Source organism: Nonomuraea sp. NPDC003560, assembly GCF_042878785.1.
Lineage (GTDB): Bacteria > Actinomycetota > Actinomycetes > Streptosporangiales > Streptosporangiaceae > Nonomuraea.
Genome location: NZ_JBIAOF010000003.1, coordinates 630,155 through 649,891 on the forward strand (window position 1 = coordinate 630,155; position 19,737 = coordinate 649,891).

The 19,737-nt window shown below is 72.6% G+C and carries 20 protein-coding genes; 13 read left to right on the top strand and 7 right to left on the bottom strand.

All coding sequences use genetic code 11. The features are described from left to right. Positions 1-2 precede the first annotated feature (2 nt). Positions 3-785, bottom strand: coding sequence for an SURF1 family protein (locus tag ACFYUV_RS13835; protein WP_387668595.1), 783 nt, complete (start codon positions 783-785; stop codon positions 3-5). 106 nt (positions 786-891) lie between these two features. Here ACFYUV_RS13835 and ACFYUV_RS13840 point away from each other — a divergent pair, with 106 nt between their 5' ends. After that, a complete protein-coding gene (locus ACFYUV_RS13840; RefSeq protein ID WP_357990759.1) occupies positions 892-1,065 on the top strand; it encodes a hypothetical protein in 174 nt (57 codons plus the stop codon). A 192-nt stretch (positions 1,066-1,257) separates the two neighbouring features. Beyond that, complete coding sequence (locus tag ACFYUV_RS13845) at positions 1,258-2,712, top strand: flavin-containing monooxygenase (protein WP_387668597.1); 1,455 nt, start codon at positions 1,258-1,260, stop codon at positions 2,710-2,712. A 10-nt stretch (positions 2,713-2,722) separates the two neighbouring features. On the opposite strand, the gene ACFYUV_RS13850 is transcribed toward ACFYUV_RS13845, so the two are convergent. Both ACFYUV_RS13850 and ACFYUV_RS13855 read right to left on the bottom strand, forming a co-directional pair. After that, positions 2,723-3,400 carry a glycoside hydrolase family 25 protein gene (locus tag ACFYUV_RS13850; protein WP_387668599.1) on the bottom strand — a complete coding sequence of 226 codons (678 nt, stop codon included), beginning with the start codon at positions 3,398-3,400 and terminating at the stop codon, positions 2,723-2,725. A 211-nt stretch (positions 3,401-3,611) separates the two neighbouring features. Continuing rightward, positions 3,612-5,336, bottom strand: a complete 1,725-nt coding sequence (locus ACFYUV_RS13855) for a gamma-glutamyltransferase family protein (protein WP_387668602.1) — start codon at positions 5,334-5,336, stop codon at positions 3,612-3,614. Positions 5,337-5,431: 95 nt separating this feature from the next. Between ACFYUV_RS13855 and ACFYUV_RS13860 the strand changes: the two genes are divergently transcribed. Next, entirely contained in the window at positions 5,432-6,541 is a 1,110-nt protein-coding gene (locus tag ACFYUV_RS13860) for a sensor histidine kinase (RefSeq protein ID WP_387668604.1), read from the top strand. Continuing rightward, the gene (locus ACFYUV_RS13865; RefSeq protein ID WP_352349443.1) at positions 6,538-7,185 is read left to right on the top strand and encodes a response regulator transcription factor; all 648 of its coding nucleotides are present in this window, start codon (positions 6,538-6,540) and stop codon (positions 7,183-7,185) included. The genes ACFYUV_RS13860 and ACFYUV_RS13865 overlap by 4 nt, the downstream gene beginning before the upstream one ends. On the opposite strand, the gene ACFYUV_RS13870 is transcribed toward ACFYUV_RS13865, so the two are convergent. Further along, positions 7,166-8,644 (bottom strand): FAD-dependent monooxygenase, encoded by a 1,479-nt coding sequence (locus tag ACFYUV_RS13870; protein WP_387668607.1) that lies wholly within the window; start codon positions 8,642-8,644, stop codon positions 7,166-7,168. The two genes, ACFYUV_RS13865 and ACFYUV_RS13870, sit on opposite strands and share 20 nt — an antisense overlap. A 57-nt stretch (positions 8,645-8,701) precedes the next feature. Here ACFYUV_RS13870 and ACFYUV_RS13875 point away from each other — a divergent pair, with 57 nt between their 5' ends. The 6 genes from ACFYUV_RS13875 (at position 8,702) to ACFYUV_RS13900 (ending at position 13,008) form a co-directional block, all read left to right on the top strand. After that, positions 8,702-8,899 carry a helix-turn-helix domain-containing protein gene (locus tag ACFYUV_RS13875; protein ID WP_352326953.1) on the top strand — a complete coding sequence of 66 codons (198 nt, stop codon included), beginning with the start codon at positions 8,702-8,704 and terminating at the stop codon, positions 8,897-8,899. Then, positions 8,896-9,369, top strand: a complete 474-nt coding sequence (locus ACFYUV_RS13880) for a Clp protease N-terminal domain-containing protein (protein ID WP_352349439.1) — start codon at positions 8,896-8,898, stop codon at positions 9,367-9,369. The genes ACFYUV_RS13875 and ACFYUV_RS13880 overlap by 4 nt, the downstream gene beginning before the upstream one ends. A 59-nt stretch (positions 9,370-9,428) precedes the next feature. Next, the gene (locus ACFYUV_RS13885) at positions 9,429-10,202 is read left to right on the top strand and encodes a class I SAM-dependent methyltransferase (RefSeq protein WP_387668611.1); all 774 of its coding nucleotides are present in this window, start codon (positions 9,429-9,431) and stop codon (positions 10,200-10,202) included. Positions 10,203-10,342: 140 nt separating this feature from the next. Further along, positions 10,343-10,579: an SHOCT domain-containing protein gene (locus ACFYUV_RS13890; protein ID WP_387668614.1), complete on the top strand. Its 237-nt coding sequence runs from the start codon at positions 10,343-10,345 to the stop codon at positions 10,577-10,579. A 96-nt stretch (positions 10,580-10,675) separates the two neighbouring features. After that, positions 10,676-11,563, top strand: a complete 888-nt coding sequence (locus ACFYUV_RS13895) for a sulfite exporter TauE/SafE family protein (RefSeq protein ID WP_387668617.1) — start codon at positions 10,676-10,678, stop codon at positions 11,561-11,563. A 56-nt stretch (positions 11,564-11,619) separates the two neighbouring features. Further along, positions 11,620-13,008, top strand: a complete 1,389-nt coding sequence (locus ACFYUV_RS13900; protein ID WP_387668619.1) for a tetratricopeptide repeat protein — start codon at positions 11,620-11,622, stop codon at positions 13,006-13,008. Between the two features lie 33 nt (positions 13,009-13,041). Here ACFYUV_RS13900 and ald read toward each other — a convergent pair whose 3' ends face one another. Continuing rightward, positions 13,042-14,151 carry an alanine dehydrogenase gene (gene ald / locus ACFYUV_RS13905; RefSeq protein WP_387668622.1) on the bottom strand — a complete coding sequence of 370 codons (1,110 nt, stop codon included), beginning with the start codon at positions 14,149-14,151 and terminating at the stop codon, positions 13,042-13,044. 52 nt (positions 14,152-14,203) lie between these two features. After that, a complete protein-coding gene (locus ACFYUV_RS13910; RefSeq protein ID WP_387668625.1) occupies positions 14,204-15,586 on the bottom strand; it encodes an aspartate aminotransferase family protein in 1,383 nt (460 codons plus the stop codon). A 231-nt stretch (positions 15,587-15,817) separates the two neighbouring features. Here ACFYUV_RS13910 and ACFYUV_RS13915 point away from each other — a divergent pair, with 231 nt between their 5' ends. Both ACFYUV_RS13915 and ACFYUV_RS13920 read left to right on the top strand, forming a co-directional pair. Continuing rightward, entirely contained in the window at positions 15,818-17,173 is a 1,356-nt protein-coding gene (locus ACFYUV_RS13915; RefSeq protein ID WP_358282938.1) for a dipeptidase, read from the top strand. A 100-nt stretch (positions 17,174-17,273) separates the two neighbouring features. Then, entirely contained in the window at positions 17,274-18,044 is a 771-nt protein-coding gene (locus tag ACFYUV_RS13920; protein WP_387668628.1) for a phytanoyl-CoA dioxygenase family protein, read from the top strand. Between the two features lie 253 nt (positions 18,045-18,297). Here ACFYUV_RS13920 and ACFYUV_RS13925 read toward each other — a convergent pair whose 3' ends face one another. Next, on the bottom strand, positions 18,298-18,885 hold the full coding sequence (locus ACFYUV_RS13925; protein ID WP_364325557.1) for a helix-turn-helix domain-containing protein: 588 nt from the start codon (positions 18,883-18,885) through the stop codon (positions 18,298-18,300). Positions 18,886-19,054: 169 nt separating this feature from the next. Between ACFYUV_RS13925 and ACFYUV_RS13930 the strand changes: the two genes are divergently transcribed. Beyond that, positions 19,055-19,699: an alpha/beta fold hydrolase gene (locus ACFYUV_RS13930; RefSeq protein WP_387668631.1), complete on the top strand. Its 645-nt coding sequence runs from the start codon at positions 19,055-19,057 to the stop codon at positions 19,697-19,699. Positions 19,700-19,737: the final 38 nt, after the last annotated feature.

The following is a 19,737-nucleotide window of genomic DNA, read 5'->3' on the forward strand; positions in this document are numbered from 1 at the left end:
CGTTAACCTTCCAGAACCATCTCGGGGGACTTGTCGCGGTCCCGATCCGCCCGCACGGCATCGCGTACGAAGTGGAACCACATGAAGACGGCGAATCCAGCGAAGATCCACCAGTTTGCGGCATAAGCCAGGTTACGCCAGGTCAGCGTGCCACCGACCTCCGGCGGCCGGACCTTCACCTGCGTGAGCGAGCCGGACGGCGGCTGGGCCACCAGGAAACCGGTCCGCAGCTTCTGGCCGGTCCACAGGTTGATCAGCTCGCCGGTGGACACGGTCTGCACCTGCCCCGGAGGCAGCCCCTCCGCCCGCCGCTGGACGCTGTCGGTGCCCTGCTGGCCCCGCAGCCGCCCGTGCACCGTGACCCGGCCCTGCGGCACGGCGGCGACGCCCGGATCGTCCGCCTCGTCCGCCCAGCCGCGCACGACCGGCATCAGCGTGCCGTCGTCGAGCCTGATCGGGGTGAGCACCCAGTAGCCGTGGCCGCGTGAGACGTTGCCGCCGGGGGCGTCGACGTCGGGCCGCCGGTCGGCGACCAGGAGCTGCCGGGCGGCCTCGTACGTGCCCTCGGCGGCGACCCTGCGGCCGACGGCCTCGCCGTCCATCTGCCCGCCCACCTGGGCCAGCATGGCGACGCCCACGGGGGCCGGATCGACGGCCGCGTGCGGCTTGCCGGAGTCCTGGAACACGCCGAGCTGCCAGCGGCCGAGCAGGATGAAGGCGACGAGGACCCCGATCGTCAGCAGATGCAGCCCCACGACGCGGGGTGAGAGCAGGGTCCGGAGCATGCCTCAAAGCTATCCGCCGGGTGGAGTGGTCCCCTCATCAGCCCATGCCTATAGGTAGTGGCAAAGGGGTGCAAATGGACCATGCCATCGCGCTAGGCTGCTGGCCATGTCTGACCAGCATATCGATCCCGCGGGCAACACCCAGCAGTTCCGCGCCTTCGCGCAGCGCCAGGAGCAGGAGGCCGCGGCGGCCCCCAAGAAGTCGCCGCTGCTGCCGATCCTCGCGGTCGCCGTGGTGATCGTGATCATCGGCGTCGCCGCCTTCCTGCTGCTCCGCTAGCACCCAACCGCATACGGACACCCCACCCGCCCCGACGCCGTGGCGGGTCTTTGCCGTTTCCGCACATGCTGGACATACCGGCCAGTCGGTTTGGCGGGCTCATATCTGGACACCTCTGGACCGGCGACCGGCGGCTGACTACATTGGACGACATGTCCAATACACCGGACATCGAGCCGGTCAGGAGGTTCAGTGGCTGAGCCAGGAGTGGTGATCATCGGCACCGGCTTCGCCGGGATCGGCATGGCGATCAAGCTCAAGGAGGCGGGCTACCACGACTTCGTGATCCTGGAGAAGGCCGCCGACCTCGGAGGCACCTGGCGGGACAACACCTACCCCGGGTGCGCGTGCGACGTGCCGTCGCACATGTACTCCTACTCGTACGAGCTGAACCCCGGCTGGTCGCGGATGTTCGCCCCGCAGGCCGAGATCCAGGACTACATGCGCACGTGCGCGGACAAGTACGGAGTGACCCCCCACATCCGCTACAACAAGCACGTCACGTCCCTGGAGTACGACGACGACCACCGGTCCTGGACGGTCACCACGGACGACGGCGCAACCATGCGGACGAACGCGATCGTTTCCGGCATCGGCGCCCTCCACATCCCGAAATCTCCGGAAATTGCGGGGAGGGAATCCTTCGCCGGCCCCTCCTTCCACTCCGCCGAATGGGACCACTCGGTCGATCTGACCGGCAAGCGCGTCGCCGTCGTCGGCACCGGCGCGTCCGCCGTCCAGTTCGTCCCCCAGCTCGCCCCCCGGGTGCGCGAGCTGACCGTCTTCCAGCGCACGCCGCCCTGGATCCATCCCAAGCCCGACTTCGCCTTCTCCCCCGCCGCCCGGCGCGTCCTGGCCCTGCCCGGCATGGCGCGGGCCCTGCGCGGAGCCATCTACTGGGCGCTGGAGAGCCGGGCGCTCGGCTTCGCGGTGCACCCGCGCCTGATGAAGGCGCACGAGGTGCTGGCGCTCAGGCACCTGGCGGCGCAGGTGCCCGATCCCGGCCTGCGCCGCAGGCTGACGCCCGGCTACACGATCGGCTGCAAGCGCGTGCTCGTCTCCAGCGACTACTACCCGGCCCTGACCAGGCCGGACGTCACCCTCGTCACCGACGCCATCGCCGAGATCCGGCCGCGCTCGATCGTCACCACGACCGGCGCGGAGCACCCGGCCGACGTGATCGTCTACGGCACCGGCTTCAAGGTCGTGGAGGCCCTCCAGGACCAGCGCATCACCGGCCGGAACGGCCTGAAGATCCAGGACGCCTGGCAGCACGGCATCGAGACCTACCACGGCATCACGACCACCGGCTTCCCGAACCTGTTCTTCCTGCTCGGCCCGAACACCGGGCTCGGGCACAACTCGGTCGTCTTCATGATCGAGTCGCAGGTCCGTTACGTCATCGAGTGCCTGCGCCTGCTCTCCAGGACCCAGGCCAGGGCGCTGGACGTCAGGAAGGACGCCCAGGACGCCTTCAACCGCCGGCTGCACGCGCGCCTGGACCCGCTCGTGTGGAACGCGGGCGGCTGCCGCTCCTGGTATCTGGACGAGCACGGAGTGAACCGGACGATCTGGCCGGGCTTCACCTTCGAGTACTGGGCCCGTACGCGGAAGGTGCGGCCGGAGGCGTACGAGCTCATCTACTGAGGACGGCGGGTCACCTGCGGCCCAGCGCCTTGAGCTGGACGGGGGTGAGCGCGGAGACGTTCTGGTCCACCGGCGCGTCGGCGTACTGGTGGATGGTCCAGGTCTTCCAGTCGGCGGGGGCGGTCACCTGGCCGGGGCCCTTGCCGTAGCGGGCCACCCACAGCGGATACTGCTGGAGGCCGTGGCCGTACTCGTCGGCGAAGTTCCAGCCGCTGTAGAACAGCGGCGTGACGCCGGTCCTGGCCTGGACGTGCGCCAGCCACTTCTTGGCCCAGGCGTTGACCTCGGTCACGGACCGGCCGTCGGTGGTCTCCAGGTCGAGCGCGAGCAGGTCGCCCTTGGCGGCCGGCTGCCGGTCGACCACGGACAGGAAGTGGTCGGCCTCGGCGATCGGGTCGTTCGACGGGTGCCCGTAGTGGTAGGCGCCCCGCACCTTGCCCTTCGCGCCCAGGTCGGCCCAGTGGCGGGCGAAGGAGGCGTCCACGCGGGTGGCGCCCTCGGTGGCCTTGACGATGCCGAACGCGGCGCCGCTGGCGGCCCAGTCGTGGTCCGGCTGGTAGTGGGAGACGTCCTGGCCGTAGGTGAGGCCGTCGGCGTGGGCGGGGGCGGACGTCAGGCCGAGGCCCGACACGGCGGCGGTGGCGGCCAGCAGGGCGCTCGCGTACAGCTTCTTGACGTTCGGCTTCACGGGGTTCCTCCTGAGGGCAGGCGGCAGCCGCCCACGGGTGTCTGTCGGATGCCGCGACGGCGGCTGATGAGCTGCGGCAGGCGGTTCCCGCCCGGCGGCATGGCGCGTCGCGATGCCCGTTACAACCCCGTGACCTGGGCAAACATTCCCTCATGCCGGGGTCAAGCCGGCGAGTGGCGGCGGCCCGCGAGGGGGCCGCCGCCGTGCGCGCTCAGCGCGGGTCGACGACCAGGGCGCTGCCGCCGCCCCGCCGTACGGGCTCGGCGACGGCCTGGACCAGGCCGTGGCCGCGCAGTTCAAGCGCCGTGGCCGCGCCGATCTCGGGGTTCAGCGCGAAGCCGTGCCCCTTGGCCTCCAGCTCGGCCCGGTACTTGTCGAGGAACGCCTGCTCAGCCTGCGTCTGGGCGGTGTTGCGCTGCGTGGCCCGCGGCGCGGCGAGGGCGTCGGGCAGGCTCATGCCGAATTCGTACCGGTTGACCAGGATCTGCAGCACGGTCGTGATGATCGTCGAGCCGCCCGGCGAGCCCGCGGCCAGCACCGGCCTGCCGTGGTCGAACACCAGCGTGGGCGCCATCGACGAGCGCGGCCGCTTGCCGGGGCCGGGCAGGTTGGGGTCGCCGGGAGCGGGGCCGAAGGTGAAGTCGGTCAGCTCGTTGTTGAGCAGCACGCCGCGGCCCGGCACCACGATGCCGTTGCCGCCGGTCGACTCGATGGTGAGGTTGTAGGCGACCACGTTGCCCCAGCGGTCGGCGACGACCAGGTGCGTGGTCTCCGGCCCCTCGTCCGCGATCGGGGTCGCGGTGCCGGTCGGGGTGGCGCAGGCGCCGTACGTGCCGTCGGGGCTGCCGGGGGCGACCGGGCTGGTCAGGGCCCTGTCGCCGATCAGGCAGGCGCGCTCCTTGGCGAACCCGTCGGACAGCAGCTCGCGCAGCGGCACGCCGGGGACGTCGCCGACGTAGGCGTTGCGGTCGGCGAAGGCCAGCCTGGACGCCTCCAGGTACTCGTGCAGGCCCACCTTGGGCAGGGCTTCGAGGATGTTGAGCGCCTCGCCGACGGTCGAGCCGCCCGACGACGGCGGGGCCATGCCGTAGACGTCCATGCCGTTGTAGGAGATCTTGGTGGGCTCGCGCAGGAGGGCGCGGTAGTCCCGCAGGTCCGACAGCTCCATCAGGCCGGGCCGGACGTTGCGGGTGCTGCCGGGGGTGACCGGCGGCTTCTTCACGGTGGCGACGATCTCCGCGCCGAGCCGGCCGCCGTACAGCCAGCCGGGGCCGCGCCGGGCCAGTTCCCGGTACGTGTTCGCCAGCTCCGGGTTCCGGAACACCGAGCCGACCGGCGGCGGGGCGCCGTTCGGCAGGTAGAGCCGGGCCGTCGAGGCGATGTCCTTGAAGCGGCCGGCGTTCGCGGCGGTCTGGTCGTGGAACGTCTGGTCCACGACGAAGCCGCGGGAGGCCACCTCGATGGCGGGCTGGAGCGCCTGGCCGAGCGAGAGGGTGCCGAACCGGCGCAGGGCCAGGTCCCAGTGCGCCAGCGTGCCGGGCACGCCCGCCGACAGGCCGCTGGTGACGCCCTCGTCGAACGGGATGCCCTCGAAGCTGGTCGCGGTCATCGCGCGCGGGGCGGTCTCGCGGCCGTCGATGGTGACGACCTTGCGCTGCCTGGCGTCGTACAACACCATGAAGCCGCCGCCGGTCAGGCCGGCCGAGTACGGCTCGGTCACCCCGAGCACGGCTCCGGCGGCCACGGCCGCGTCGACGGCGTTGCCCCCGCGTCTCAGCACGGAGATCGCGGCCTTGCTGGCGTCGAGGTCGACGGTGGCGACGGCGCCTCCGTACCCCTCGGCGACCGGGGCCTTCTGCTGGGGGCCCGCGGACGCGGGCGCGGCGGGCAGGAGTGAGATGAGGACTGCTGCTGCGGAGAAGATCACACGGCGCATGGTGTCCACGATGACCCAGCTACGCCCGTCGTGGTAGGGCCCCCTCGGACAAGGGGATGATGTCGCGCGCGCCGCCGGTGGCCTAGCGTGGAGGCGTGCGCTGGAAGTCCGGTTTCGACCCTTATCTCGCCCTCATCGTGGCGGTCGCCCAATTGGTGATCGCCCAAGGCGCGACGTGGGGACAGCGTCTCCTCAGGGAGCAACTCGACCCCTACGCGTACGCGTTGCTGCTGGTCGGGCCGCTGGCCATCCTCTTCCGCAGGCGGTTCCCCCTGCTGACGGTCGCCGTCGCGCTCGGCGCGATGGACCTGTTCCTCATCGGCGGCTACGCCTACGGCCCCGCCTTCCTCAGCCCAGGTGTCCTCCTGTTCCTCCTGGTCACGGGCGGCAGACGGCTGATGGCCTGGACGATGGCGACCATGACGGTGACCTCGCTCCTCAGCTACGCCTGGTGGGTGGGCAACCGCGACCTGTTCCACAGCGTGTCGATCCTCGCGTTCATCCTGCTGTTCATGGTCGTGGCCGAGCTGGTCAGGATCGTCAGGGAACGCCGGGCCGAACGCGAGCGCGTCGCGGAGGAGGAGGCCAGGCGGCAGGCCAGCGAGGAGCGCCTGACCATGGCCCAGGAGCTGCACGACGTGCTCGCGCACAACATCTCGCTCATCCACGTGCAGGCCAGCACCGCGCTGCACCTCATCGACGCCAACCCCGAGCAGGCCCGCTCGGCCCTGGCCACGATCAAGACGGCGTCCAAGGAGGTGCTGGGCGAGATGCGCTCGGTGCTCAACGTGCTGCGCGACGGCGCCCCGCGCTCCCCGACGGCCGGGCTCGACCGGCTCGACGACCTCGTCCAGCGTTCGGGGATGGAGGTCTCGCTCAGGCGGGTGGGGTCGCGGCCGCTGCCGCCGCAGGTCGAGCGGGCCGCGTACCGGATCGTGCAGGAGTCGCTCACCAACGCCGCCCGCCACGCGCCCGGCTCGCGGGTGTCGGTGCGCCTGGAGTACGGCGCCGGGGAGCTGGTCATCGTGGTCGCCGACACGGGGGCGACCAAGCCCGCCGTGCTGTCGGAGGAAGGCAGCGGCAACGGCATCCCCGGCATGCGCGAGCGCGCCTCCGCACTGGGCGGCACGCTCGTCGCCGGCCCGTCGGGCGGCGGCTTCCAGGTCGAGGCCCGTCTGCCCCTACCCGAGGAGAACCCAACGTGATCAAGGTGTTGCTCGCCGACGACCAGGCGCTGGTCCGGGCGGGCTTCAAGGCCCTGCTGGACGCCCAGCCCGACATGACCGTGGTGGCCGAGGCGGCCGACGGCGCGGAGGCGGTGCGCCTGGCCGGCGAGCACGCCCCGGACGTCGTGCTGATGGACATCCGCATGCCCGGCACCGACGGCCTGACCGCCACCCGCCTGATGCCGCCCGGGCCGCACATCATCATCCTGACCACCTTCGAGCTGGACGAGTACGTCTTCGAGGCGCTGCGCGGCGGCGCGTCCGGCTTCCTGGTCAAGGACACCGAGCCGGCCGAGCTCATCCAGGCCGTGCGGGTGGTGGCGGCGGGCGAGGCGCTGCTGTCGCCGAGCGTGACCCGGCGGCTGATCGCCGAGTACGCCTCGCGCGCCAAGGAGCCGGTCGCCACCCAGGGCCTCGACCAGCTCACCGAACGCGAGCGCGAGGTGCTCTCCCTGGTCGGCACGGGCATGACCAACGACGAGATCGCCGCCAAGCTGTTCATGTCGCCGGCCACGGCCAAGACCCACGTCAGCCGGGCCATGATGAAGCTGCACGCCCGCGACCGCGCCCAGCTCGTGGTCATCGCCTACGAGTCGGGCCTGGTCAAGCCGGGCTGGCTCTGACGGCGGCCGGTCCCGGGCCGAACCACGCCCGCGCGGCCTCGGCCAGGCCGCCGGCCCCGGCCCAGGCGACGTACCCGTCGGGGCGGACGAGCAGCACGTCGGCGGGCGGCTCGGCGCACCGCGCCCGCACCACGTCGATCCAGCCGCCCTCGGGCAGCACCGGGTCCGGGCCGTCGCGGAGGTCGAGCAGCAGCGGGCGTCCGGCCCGCAGCAGCCCGGCGGTCCGCTGCTCCCCCGCCGCCGTGCTCAGCGGCAGGTCGGGGAGGAACCGGCCGGCGAGCGGATGCGGGTGCTCCAGCCCGGGCGCGGGCGGGTAGCGGGTGTCGGAGCCGTGCAGGAGCGCGGCGAGCCGGCGCAGCGGCTGCTCGTCGGCGAACAGCTCGGCGAGCAGCGCGCGCAGGGCGTCGCCGTCCTCGCCGGGGGCCCGTTCCAGCGCCGCCTGGGCGCGGGTCTGGGCCAGCGCCCGCGCGGCCACCGGACGGCGCTCCTCCTCGTAGGTGTCGAGCAGCCCGGCGGGCACCCGCCCGAGCAGCACGGCGGCCAGCTTCCAGGCCAGGTTGGCCGCCTCCGTCAGGCCGACGTTGAGCGCGGACCCGCCGGCCGGGAACAGGTGGGCGGCGTCCCCGGCCAGGAACACCCGCCCGGCCCGGTAACGCTCGGCGAGCCGGGCCTGGGCGACCGTGCCGGACAGCCAGATCGGCTCCCCCAGCGGCAGGTCCCGCCCGATCACCCGGCGTACGGCCGCGCGGAAGTCGTCCTGGGTCACCGGGCCGCCGGGCAGCGTGCCGCGCTCGCGCACGCCCGCGATGAGCACGCCGGGCCGCAGCGAGGTGAGCAGCAGGCGGCCGGCCGGGGTGCGGTTCCAGCCGGGTTCCAGGCCCTCGACGCGCGGCGCCTGGAACGGGCCCTGCTCCTCGCAGGCGAAGTGGCCGAGCCGCAGCACCTCGTCGTCGGTGGTGCCCGGGAAGCCGATGCCCGCCAGGGCGCGGACGGTGCTGTGCCCGCCGTCGCAGCCGACCACGTACCGGGCGCGGGCCCGGCCGGTGGACAGGTCCAGCGTGACGCCCTCCTCGTCCTGGGCCAGCCCGAGGACCTCGTGGCCGCGCCTGATCTCGGCCCCGAGCCGGACGGCCCGCTCGGTCAGCAGCCGTTCCAGCCGGGGCTGCTGGATCAGCAGCAGCCGCAGCGGCATGTCGTCGTGCCCGGCGAAGCGCAGCGGCACCTGCCCGAACGGGAACCCCGGGGCGGGGCCGGCGAAGCCGCCGCCCTCGGCGAGAAGGCCGAGCAGGCCGCGGTGGCCGAGCAGCTCCACGATCTGCCCGGCGAGCCCGTTGGCCTTGGGCAGCTCGCTCGGTTCCGGGCGTTTGTCCAGCACGATCGGGCGTAATCCGGCCAGCGCCAGCTCGCCCGCGAGCATGAGCCCGACCGGGCCCGCTCCCACGATCATCACGTCGTCCATGCCTGTCAGGCTAGATTGACAAAATCCCGTCTGTCAATCTAGCCTGACAACGTGGACATGGAAGAGCTGTCTCAACGCATCAGGTCGAACGACCCCGCCCTCGGCCTGCGGGCGGTGGGCGCGCTGCACCGGCTGGCCGAGCAGGTCGAGGCGGCGTCGGTGGCGGCGGCCAGGGAGCAGGGCTGGACCTGGGAACAGATCGGCGACGCGCTCGGCATGTCGCGGCAGTCCGTGCACGCCAGATACGGAAAGTGAGGATCGCCATGTTCGGCAAGGAGAAGAGCCCCTTCGCGGCCGTCGTCAGCGCGGCGCTCGACGAGGCCAGGCAGCGCGGCGACCGGCGGCTCGGCACCGAGCACCTGCTGCTCGGCCTGCTGCACGATCCCGCCGCCGAGCCGGCGCGGGCGCTCGGCGTCGACCTGGCCGGGGCGCGCGCCGCGCTCGACGAGCTCGACCGCGAGGCGCTGCGCTCGATCGGCCTCGACCTCGGCCAGGCCCCGCGCGCGACGCCCCGCCGGCATCCGCCGGTCCCCGGCACCGCGCTCACGTCGAGCGCCCGCGCGGTGATCAACGCCGCCATCGGGGCCACCCGGCGGAAGACCAGGCCGCAGGCGCCCCGCCACCTCCTGCTCGCCCTCCTGGAGCGCGACCGCCACGACCCGGTGGCCCGGCTGATCGACCAGCTCGGGATCGACCGCGCGGCCGTCCGTGCCCGGGTCGCCTGATCGGCGACACGGGAGAAATCCGGTTGAAGCCGCGGCCGGGGCGCTGACATGGTCGAAGGATGCGGCGTACATACGATGACCTGGTCGAGGAGGCCGACACGGTGTCCGTGGCCGGCTGGGACTTCTCCTGGCTGGAGGGCCGGGCCACCGAGGAGCGGCCTTCGTGGGGCTACTCCCGCCTGCTGGCCGGGCGGATGGCGGGGGCGCGGGCGGCGCTCGACGTCCAGACCGGCGGGGGCGAGATCCTGGCCGGGCTGCCCACGCTGCCGAAGGTTACGGTGGCGACCGAGTCGTGGCCGCCCAACCTGGCGCTGGCCGCCGCCCGGCTGCGTCCGCGCGGCGCGTACGTGGTGGCCGACGACGACGAGCCGCGCCTGCCGTTCCGCGACGGCGTCTTCGACCTCGTGGTCAGCCGCCATCCGGTGGCGACCTGGTGGGCGGAGATCGCCCGGGTGCTGCGTCCCGGGGGCGCGTACTTCTCGCAGCAGGTCGGCCCGCGCAGCGTGTTCGAGCTGACCGAGTTCTTCATGGGCCCCCAGGACGGCTCGGCCCGCGACCCGCGCCAGGCGGAGGCGGAGGCGGAGGCGGCCGGGCTGGAGGTGGTCGACCTGCGGGCCGAGCGGCTGCGCATGGAGTTCCGCGACATCGGCGCGGTGATCTACTTCCTGCGCAAGGTGATCTGGATCGTGCCCGGCTTCTCGGTCGCCCGCTACGGCGACAGGCTGCGCGAGCTGCACGAGCTCATCGAGGCCGAGGGCCCGTTCGTCGCCCATTCGTCCAGGTTCCTCATCGAGGCCCGGCGGCCCTCAGCGCACCCGTCCTTCGGCCGATGAAACGCACCGGCGCGCTACCGCCTCAGGCGTACGCCGGGCCCGCCTGAGCACTCCCCGGGGCGCAGCGGCGGCGGCTCCCGGGGGGCGATTCGCCGCGCCGCGCGAAGGCGGACCCTGGAGGCAGGACGAAGGAGGAAGTCATGCATCCGCATCTCTGGCCGGTCTTCCCGGTCTTCTGGGGCCTGTTCTGGGTCGCGCTCATCGCGCTCGCCGTCACCGCCCGTCGCAAGGGCTGGTGGGGGCGTCGCCCGGCGGCCGTCCCCGACCGGCCCACCGCGTCGGCGGAGCAGATCCTGGCCGAGCGGTACGCCCGCGGCGAGCTGGGCGACGACGAGTTCTTCGAGAAGATGTCCGTGCTCAAGGGCGCAACCACCTAAACATCACTAAGGGTACAAGAACTGTCACTGGCCGCATCCAGCCTGCCGCGTTACGTTTCCCCCGAAAGCATCGCGCGCGACCGGGGAGGGCTGAGCGTGGAGGCGGTCACCCTGTTCGCCGGGGGCGTGGCAGCCGGGCTGGTGGCGGGCACCGCCTCGTGCACGGCCGCCCAGGGCGGGCTGCTCGTGGGCCTGGTCGGCCACCGCCCCGGCCGCGACCCGGCGCTGGTGGCCTGGTTCCTGGCCGGCCGGCTGGCGGCGTACACGCTGGTGGGAGCGCTGCTCGGGCTGCTCGGCTCGGCGGTCGGCCTGCCGCCGCGGGCGCGGGCCGCGCTCCTGGTCGCGGCCGGCTGCGCCGTGATCGTGTTCGCGATCCGGCTCATGCGCGGCGGGCGGCACGCGTGCGCCGAGCCCGTCCGGCCGTCCGGGTACCAGGCGCCGCTGCTGGGGGCGGCCACCGTCCTGGTGCCCTGCGGGGTGACGATCGGCATGGAGATGCTCGCCGTCTCCAGCGGCTCGCCGCTGTCGGGCGCGGCGGCCATGGCGGGGTTCGTGGTCGGCACGGCGCCCGCGTTCGCGCTGCTCGGCTACGTGCTGCGGCGGATCTCCCGCACCCGGCTGGCCAGGTTCGCCGGGGTCGTCGCCGTCGCCGCCGGGCTCTGGACCGTCGTGGCCGGGCTCAACCTGGGCGGCTGGACGGGTGAGGCCGCACCGGCCGCCGCCGGGCCCGCCGGGCCCGCCGCCCGGACCGTCACGGTCTACGCCACCCGCGAGGGCTACCGGCCCGCCGCCGTGTCCGTCCCGGCGAACGTACCGGTCGAGGTCATCTTCAAACTGGTCGAACCGGGCTGCACGGGCACCGTCACCATCGACGGGCGCGACGTGGCCCTGCCCGCCACCGTACGGCTGCCGCCCCACCGCCCCGGCTCGCTGCGTTACGTGTGCGGGATGGGGATGTATTCCGGGTTCATCAGGTTCTCCTAGGGCCGTTGTCGGCGATTACGGTTCGCGATCGTATGATCACGTGCCACTCTGTCGCCATGGCCTGGTGGCAGGGAGAGGTGGCGACGCCGGCCGTTCCGGCGCCACGGGTGGGTGACGAGCCGGAGTTGCTGGTGGCCGCGCAGCAGGGCGACGCCCAGGCGGCCCACCGGCTCGGCAAGCTCTACGCCCAGCGCGGCGACCGCGCGGCGGCCCGGCTCTGGTGGGAGCTGGCGGCGGCGGGCGGCAACGTCGACAGCGCGTACAACCTGGGCGTCTGGCACGAGAAGCACGGCAGCCTGGAGGAGGCGGTCATCTGGTACGAGACCGCCGCGGCCACCGGCGACGCGGAGGCCGCCGCCAACCTGGCCACGCTCCTGCTCGAACAGCGCGGCGACGCCGGCGCCGCGCGGGCCTGGTTCGAACGCTCGGCCCTGGCCGGGTCGCGCGCCGCGGCCCGGCGGCTGGCGCTGCTGTGCGAGGACACCGGCGAGACCGGCGTGGCCCGCGAGTGGCACCGCAGGGCGGCCGACGACGGCGACATGGCCTCGGCCCACGACCTCGGCTTCCTGGCCTACTCCGCCGGCGAGGACGAGGAGACCGTGCGCTGGTGGGAGTACGCCGCCAGGGGCGGCCACGCCGACTCCGCCCACTGCATGGGCCTCTACCTGCACGCCAGCCGCGACCCGGAGGGCGCCGAGGCCTACTACCGGCTGGCCGCCAAGAACGAGCACCCGGGCGCCGCCTCCCGGCTCGGCGCCATCGCCCTGTCCCGCGGCGATCTGCGTACGGCCCGCGCCTGGTACGAGCGGGCGGCCGCCGCCGGAAGGCTGGAGGACCAGCGCATGGCCGGGTTCGTCTGCGTGGAGCTCGGCGACACCCCGGCGGCCAGCCACTGGTTCGGCAGGGCGGCGGCGGGCGGCGACGCCGAGTCCGCCTTCAACTACGGCCTGCTGCTGATCGCCGAGTTCGGCGACCTGGCCGGCGGCCGCCACTGGTTCCGCCAGGCGGCGCGGGCGGGCCACCACGGCGCGGCGGTCGAGCTGGGCGGGCTGCTGACGGTCGCCGGCGAGCTGGGCGAGGCCGAGGAGTGGCTGGCCGACCCGCCACCGCAGACGTGGGCGCGCACCGCCGAGCCGGAGCTGGCCGCCCGCGCGGAGCTGGCGGCCGCGGCCACCGGCCGCAGGGGCGGCGTGCCGCTGTCGGTGCCCGACCTGACGGAGGTGCTGGGCACCTGGGACCTGGTGACCAGGCCGCTGCACGACCACTCCGACGTGATCGGCTGGCTGGTGGAGCGGAGCGGGGTGCACCGCAGCGCGGTCGAGCACCTGGCGTCGGTGCGCGGCACGCTGCTGCGCCCCGGCAGCGCGCCGTGGCCGGGCACGGGCGAGATCCAGCACGTCCTCGCCACCGCCCGTGACCTGCGGCGCCGCCTGGGAGTGCGTTAGGGGCGCGACCGCCGGCCGCGCCCCCGGAAAGGATCAGAGAACGTCGGCGACCGGCGTGTACGGCAGCCCCAGCGCCTGGGCGACCGGCTCGTTGGTGAGCAGGCCGTCATGGGTGTTCAGACCGCCCGCGAGGCCCTGGTCGGCCTTCAGCGCGTCGCGCCAGCCCAGGTTGGCCAGCTTGACCGCGTACGGGAGGGTCGCGTTGGTCAGGGCGTAGGTGGAGGTGTTGGCCACCGAGCCCGGCATGTTGGCCACGCAGTAGAAGATCGAGCCGTGCACCGTGTACGTCGGCTCGGCGTGCGTGGTCGGCCGCGAGTCCTCGAAGCAGCCGCCCTGGTCGATGGCGATGTCCACGAGCACCGAGCCCGGCTTCATCCGCGCGACCAGGTCGTTGGAGACCAGCGTCGGGGCCTTGGCGCCGGGGATCAGCACCGCGCCGATGACCAGGTCGGCCTGCAGGACCTCGCGCTCGATCGCGTACGAGGTGGACACGAGGGTCTTCAGCCGGCCCTGGTAGATGGCGTCGATGTGGCGGAGCCGGTCGATGTTGGTGTCGAGCACGGTCACGTCCGCGCCCATGCCGACGGCGATCTGCGCCGCGTTGAGGCCCGAGACGCCGCCGCCGATGACGACGACCTTGGCCGGGGCCACGCCGGGCACCCCGCCGGGCAGCACGCCCCGGCCGCCGTTGAAGCGCATGAGGTTGTAGGCGCCCACCTGCGGCGCGAGCCGGCCCGCGACCTCCGACATCGGGGCGAGCAGCGGCAGCGTGTGGCCCACCTGCACGGTCTCGTACGCGATGCCGGTCGTCCTGGCGGCGAGCAGGGCGTCGGTGCACGGGCGGGAGGCGGCCAGGTGCAGGTAGGTGAACAGGACCAGGCCCTCGCGCAGGCGGTGGTACTCCTCGGCGATGGGCTCCTTCACCTTCAGGACCATGTCCGCCCCGGCCCATACGGCGTCGGCGTTGTCGAGGATCTTCGCGCCCGCGGCGAGGTACTCCTCGTCGGTGATGTGTGAGCCGAGGCCGGCACCCCGCTGGACGGTGACGTCGTGGCCGTTCCGCACCAGCTCGTGAACACCGGCGGGGGTGACCGCCACACGGTATTCGTGGTTCTTGACCTCGGCAGGGACGCCGATCTTCATCGTAGGGATCCTTTCGGAGACCGGCACTTCGTCGTACCGGGTGGGGAGGGTGTTAGAGGCGCGCCCACGCTTCCGAGAGCACACCCCGCAGGATGGATCCGATCTCGTCGAACTCCCTCTGCCCCGCGATCAGCGGGGGCGCGAGCTGGATCACGGGGTCGCCGCGGTCGTCCGCCCGGCAGTAGAGTCCGGCGTCGAACAGCGCCTTGGACAGGAATCCGCGCAGCAACCGCTCGGACTCCTCGGCGTTGAACGTCTCCTTGGTGGCCTTGTCCTTGACCAGCTCGATGCCCCAGAAGTAGCCCGAGCCCCGCACGTCGCCGACGATCGGCAGGTCGCGCAGGTCGTCGAGGGTCGCCTGGAAGAGGGGCTCGTTCTTGGTGACGTGGCCGAGCAGGTCCTCGCGCTCGAAGATGTCGAGGTTGGCGAGGGCCACGGCGGCCGACACGGGGTGGCCGCCGAAGGTGTAGCCGTGGGCGAACATGTTGTCGCCCTGCTTGAACGGCTCGAACAGCCGCTCGTGCGCGATCATGGCGCCGATGGGCGAGTAGCCGCTGGTCATGCCCTTGGCGCAGGTGATGATGTCGGGCACGTAGTCGAACTTCTGGCCGCCGAACATGGTGCCGAGGCGGCCGAAGGCGCAGATGACCTCGTCGGAGACGAGCAGCACGTCGTACTCGTCGCAGATCTCGCGCAGGCGCTGGAAGTAGCCGGGGGGCGGCGGGAAGCAGCCGCCGGCGTTCTGGACGGGCTCGGCGAAGACGGCGGCCACCGTGTCGGGGCCCTCCATCTCGATGGCGCGGGCCACGCGGTCGGCCGCCCAGATGCCGTACTCCTCCGGCGACATGCCGGGGATGCCGCTGATCTCGTCGGCGCGGTAGTGGTTCGTGTTCGGGACCCGCACCGAGCCGGGCACGAGGGGCTCGAACATCTGCTTGAACGCCGGGATGCCGGTGATCGACAGGGCGCCCTGCGGGGTGCCGTGGTAGGCGATCTGGCGGCTGATGACCTTGTGCTTGAGCGGCTTGCCGACGAGCTTGTAGTACTGCTTGGCCAGCTTCCACGCGGTCTCGACGGCCTCGCCGCCGCCGGTGGTGAAGAAGACCCGGTTCAGCTCGCCCGGCGCCTGCTCGGCCAGGCGGGCGGCCAGCTCGGCCGCCTTGGGGTGCGAGTAGGACCACAAGGGGAAGAAGGCCAGCTCCTGGGCCTGCTTGGCGGCGGCCTCGGCCAGCTCGCCACGCCCGTGCCCGACCTGGACGACGAACAGCCCGGCCAGGCCGTCGAGGTAACGCTTGCCGTGGATGTCGTAGATATAGGACCCCTCACCGCGCACGATGGTCGGGATCTCGTTCTCCTGGTAGGCGCTGTGCCTCGTGAAGTGCAACCACAGGTTGTCCTGCGCGGCCTTCAGGACGTCGTTTTCCGGCTGCGTCATGGTTATCTTCCCTTGTGTCGAACTCCCCACAGTGTGCATCTTCACCTGCGGTTTGCCAAGCGAATCGGTCGCAGCACTATGCAAGAAAATCGAGATCCGCAGAACCGTTGTGTAACAGCAACGAAATCCGCAGGTAGATTAACGCGCGGGTCATGCCCGTTTCCATACTGTGGAACCTTCTGTGATCCAATGAGACCAAACTGCCCAGAACGACCCCCGGGGGACCGTCCCGTGACTCCTGACCAGATCGAGAGCGCCGTCGCCGCCGCGATGCCCCGAGCCATCGAGGAGCTCAAGCGGCTCGCCGCCATTCCCTCCGTGGCCTTCCCCGGGCACCCGGAGGAGCCGGTCTACGCCGCCGCGGCGGCGACGGAGGAGCTCGTGCGCTCGGCGGGCCTGCCGCACGTGCAGCAGGTCGCCGTCGAAGGCAGCTTCCCCGCGATCTACGGCGAGGCCCCGGCCCCTCCCGGCGCGCCCACCGTCCTGCTGTACGCGCACTACGACGTGCAGCCCGCCGGCGACCTGGCCGCCTGGCGCACGCCGCCGTTCGAGCCCACCCTGATCGACGGCAAGCTGTACGGCCGCGGCTGCGCCGACGACAAGTCGGGCATCATCTCCCACATCGCCGCGCTGCGCGCCTTCCAGGGCCGGTTCCCGGTGGGCATCAAGGTCATCATCGAGGGCCAGGAGGAGTACGCGGGCGAGCGCCTGGAGGCCTTCGTCGAGCGCAACCCCGAGCTGCTGCGGGCCGACGCCATCGTGGTCGCCGACACCGGCAACCCGCGCGTCGGCGACCCGGCGGTCACGACGTCGCTGCGCGGCATGGCGGCCTTCACCATCGAGGTGCGCACGCTGCGCGAGGCCGTGCACAGCGGCTCGTTCGGCGGCGCCGCCCCCGACGCGCTGGCCGCCCTGATGCGTATGCTGACCGCGCTGCACGACGAGAACGGCGACATCCGGGTGCCCGGCCTGCCGCGCGGCAGCTTCCTCGGCCAGGGGCCCTCGGAGGAGGAGTTCAGGAAGACCGCCGGCGTGGCGGACGGCGTCTCGCTGGTCGGCTCCGGCTCGCTGGCCGACCGGCTGTGGGCCTCGTACGCCATCACCGTCACGGGCCTCGACGTGCCGACCGTGTCGGGCGCCGTGAACGCGGTCCAGCCGGCGGCGCGGGCCCGGGTGACCGTCCGGGTGCCTCCGTCCGGCGACCCGAAGACCACGGTCAACGCCGTGGTGGAGTTCCTGCGCCAGGTGGCGCCGTGGGGCGTGCAGGTGTCGTTCGACGACTTCACCGTCGGGTCCGGCTTCCAGGCCGACTCCGGCGGCAAGGCGCGGGCGGCGCTCAACCGGGCGATGGAGCGCGCGTTCGGCCGCCCGCCGCGCGACGTGGGCGCGGGCGGGTCGATCCCGCTGGTGAACACGCTGCTCAAGCAGTACCCGGCAGCCGAGATCCTGCTGTTCGGCGCCGAGGACGAGGACGCCGCCATCCACGCCCCCAACGAGCGGGTCGACCTTGAGGAGCTGCGCCGGGTGGCCACCGCCGAGGCGCTGTTCCTGCAGGAGCTGAGCCTGCCGTCGGCGCTCGGCGTCTGAGCCGCGACTCTCCCCCCCGGGCGGAAATTGCGTTGCCCTTCCTGGCCGCCGTTCGTCAGACTGCACGACGTTCCGCGGAAACCGCCGGGAAGGGCTGCGCATGTTGACCGACGAGCAGATCGAGTCGTTCGTCGAGGACGGGTTCGTCCGGCTTCCCGGCGCGGTTCCCCCGGAGACGGCCGAGCAGTGCCGGGCCGAGCTGTGGGCGGCCAGCGGTTGCGACCCCGACGACCCGTCGAGCTGGACCCGGCCGGTCGTGCGGCTGGGCTGGATCGCGACCCCGCCGTTCCGCGCGGCGGCCAACACGCAGGCGCTGCACGAGGCTTACGACCAGCTCGTGGGCGCCGGGCGGTGGACCGCGCCCATGGGCCTCGGCACCTTCCCGCTGCGTTTCCCCAGCGACGAGGAGCCCGGCGACGACGGCTGGCACCTGGAGGCGAGCTTCGCCGGTGCCGCCGGCGAGTACCGCGTGAACCTGCGCTCGCGCGGCCGGGCCCTCCTCATGCTGTTCCTGTTCTCCGAGGTCGGCCCCGACGACGCCCCCACCCGGGTACGCGTCGGCTCACATCTGGACGCGCCCGCCCTGCTCGCCGATTCCGGGGATGAAGGGCGTGAATGGTTCCCGCTGTGCGGGGAGGCCGTGCCGCTCAGCGAGGGGCGCCGGGAGGCCACCGTCACCGGCTCCCCCGGCGACGTCTTCCTGTGCCACCCGTTCCTGATCCACTCGGCCCAGCCGCATCGCGGCAGCGTGCCGCGGTTCATGGCCCAGCCGCCGCTGATGCCGACCGGCCTGCTCGACCTCACCGGCACCGCGCCGACGCCGGTCGAACGCGCGGTCCTGAAGGGGTTGAACGGGACCGCTCCGGCTTAGAACGCCCGGCGGTGCGGGCGGGTCAGGCGTGGTGGTCCGCCAGGCGGGGTGTCTGATTGGTCGTCCCGCGGCTGACCAGGCGGAGGCCGGTTTCCACCAGGGCCCAGCCCAGCCGCCGTTCCCAGGCGCGGGCGACCGTCCCCGGGTGCGTCCGGGCTGTCCGACGGGGTGTCCGGGCGGCGGCGGCGCGCAGTTCTTGCCCGCGCACTCGCTCGACAAGTAGGTATAAGTCGGGAATCATCCTGCTCTCTCCTCACGTCGTGAACGGGAACCCGTACAGGTGCACGGCCACGTTCTCGCGGCCCTCGGTGTCCCCCGCCTCGCCGGCCGCCCTGCCGCGGGCCGTCCACTTCACGACCACGTCGTCGATCTCCTGCCTGAGGGCGCGCAACTCCTCCGCGGTCAGCGACAGCAGGAACTCCGACCCGAAGGACGAGTCCTGCCATGCCTCGCTCCAGGCCCACTGCGCGTCGAGGTAGCCGTCGTACATCTCGGCGAGCTGACGGGCGTGCAGGCGGGACAGGGTCTGGTGAACCACGACGCCCTCGGGGCTGTCGCGGAAGTCGGAGTTGCGGGTGGAGAAGCTCTCCGCCGACGTCCGCCACCAGCGCTCCCGGGCGTCGCCCCGGCCGCCCTGCGTCTCCTCGATGAGGCCGTGCGAGGCCAGCTTGCGCAGGTGGTAGCTGACCAGGGAGACCGCCTCGTCCACCTGCTCGGCGAGCTGCGAGGCGGTCGCGAGCTCGGCGACCTTGAGCGCGCGGTACAGCTTCATGCGCAGCGGGTGCGCCAGCGCCTTGAGCGTGCCGACGTCCTGGACGCGCGGCCGATCGGAGCTTGCCATGCCTTCACGCTAGATACAAAAGGAAAATTGCGCAATAAAAGTTGCGAGATATTTTCTGTCTCAGCCGCTCGCCATACTGCGTCGGGAACAGGGACACGACGAGGGGAGCACCAGCCATGAGCGAGGCATCTCGGGGCGTTTCCGGCACGACGGCGCGGAGGTGAGGCGGATGGCGACGTTCGCGCTGATCCACGGCGGCGGCAGCTCCGCCTGGGACTGGCATCTGGTCGAGGCCGAGCTGCGCGCCCGGGGCCACCGCACGGTGGCCGTCGACCTGCCGATCGAGGACGAGTCGGCCGGGCTGACCGACTACGCCGACACGGTGGCGCGGGCCGTCGGCGAGGCGGACGAGCTGGTCGTGGTGGCCCACTCGTGGGGCGGCTTCGTCGCCCCGCTGGTCTGCGACCGCCTGCCCGTCAAGCTGCTCGTGCTGGTCACGGCCATGATCCCGGTCCCGGGCGAGCCACCGGGCGAGTGGTGGGCCAACACCGGCTATCGAGGCGCCGAGGGCCTGGACACGATCGCCGAGTACATGCACGACGTCCCGGAGGAGCTGGCGCAGGAGGAGTTGTCCCGGGGGCGTCCGCAGGCGGAGAAGTCGTCCGTCGAGCCGTGGCCGGGCGCGGCGTGGCCCGACGTGCCGACGCGGTTCCTGCTCTGCCGGGACGACCGGTTCTTCCCGCCCGAGTTCATGCGGCGGGTGGTCCGGGAGCGGCTCGGTGTCATGCCCGACGAGATCGGGGGCAGTCACATGGTCATGCTGTCGCGGCCGAAGGAGCTGGCCGAGCGGTTCGAGGCGTATCTCACAGTGTGACGCACCGCATCACGAGGTAATCTTTTGTACTGACCAGT

Excerpts from the sequence above, each read along its gene's own strand:
- ACFYUV_RS13835 (WP_387668595.1), bottom strand. The coding sequence starts at position 785 with ATGCTCCGGACCCTGCTCTCACCCCGCGTCGTGGGGCTGCATCTGCTG.
- ACFYUV_RS13840 (WP_357990759.1), top strand. The coding sequence starts at position 892 with ATGTCTGACCAGCATATCGATCCCGCGGGCAACACCCAGCAGTTCCGC.
- ACFYUV_RS13855 (WP_387668602.1), bottom strand. The coding sequence starts at position 5,336 with ATGCGCCGTGTGATCTTCTCCGCAGCAGCAGTCCTCATCTCACTCCTG.
- ACFYUV_RS13870 (WP_387668607.1), bottom strand. The coding sequence starts at position 8,644 with ATGGACGACGTGATGATCGTGGGAGCGGGCCCGGTCGGGCTCATGCTC.
- ACFYUV_RS13875 (WP_352326953.1), top strand. The coding sequence starts at position 8,702 with ATGGAAGAGCTGTCTCAACGCATCAGGTCGAACGACCCCGCCCTCGGC.
- ACFYUV_RS13885 (WP_387668611.1), top strand. The coding sequence starts at position 9,429 with ATGCGGCGTACATACGATGACCTGGTCGAGGAGGCCGACACGGTGTCC.
- ACFYUV_RS13890 (WP_387668614.1), top strand. The coding sequence starts at position 10,343 with ATGCATCCGCATCTCTGGCCGGTCTTCCCGGTCTTCTGGGGCCTGTTC.
- ACFYUV_RS13900 (WP_387668619.1), top strand. The coding sequence starts at position 11,620 with ATGGCCTGGTGGCAGGGAGAGGTGGCGACGCCGGCCGTTCCGGCGCCA.
- ald (WP_387668622.1), bottom strand. The coding sequence starts at position 14,151 with ATGAAGATCGGCGTCCCTGCCGAGGTCAAGAACCACGAATACCGTGTG.
- ACFYUV_RS13910 (WP_387668625.1), bottom strand. The coding sequence starts at position 15,586 with ATGACGCAGCCGGAAAACGACGTCCTGAAGGCCGCGCAGGACAACCTG.
- ACFYUV_RS13920 (WP_387668628.1), top strand. The coding sequence starts at position 17,274 with ATGTTGACCGACGAGCAGATCGAGTCGTTCGTCGAGGACGGGTTCGTC.
- ACFYUV_RS13925 (WP_364325557.1), bottom strand. The coding sequence starts at position 18,885 with ATGGCAAGCTCCGATCGGCCGCGCGTCCAGGACGTCGGCACGCTCAAG.
- ACFYUV_RS13930 (WP_387668631.1), top strand. The coding sequence starts at position 19,055 with ATGGCGACGTTCGCGCTGATCCACGGCGGCGGCAGCTCCGCCTGGGAC.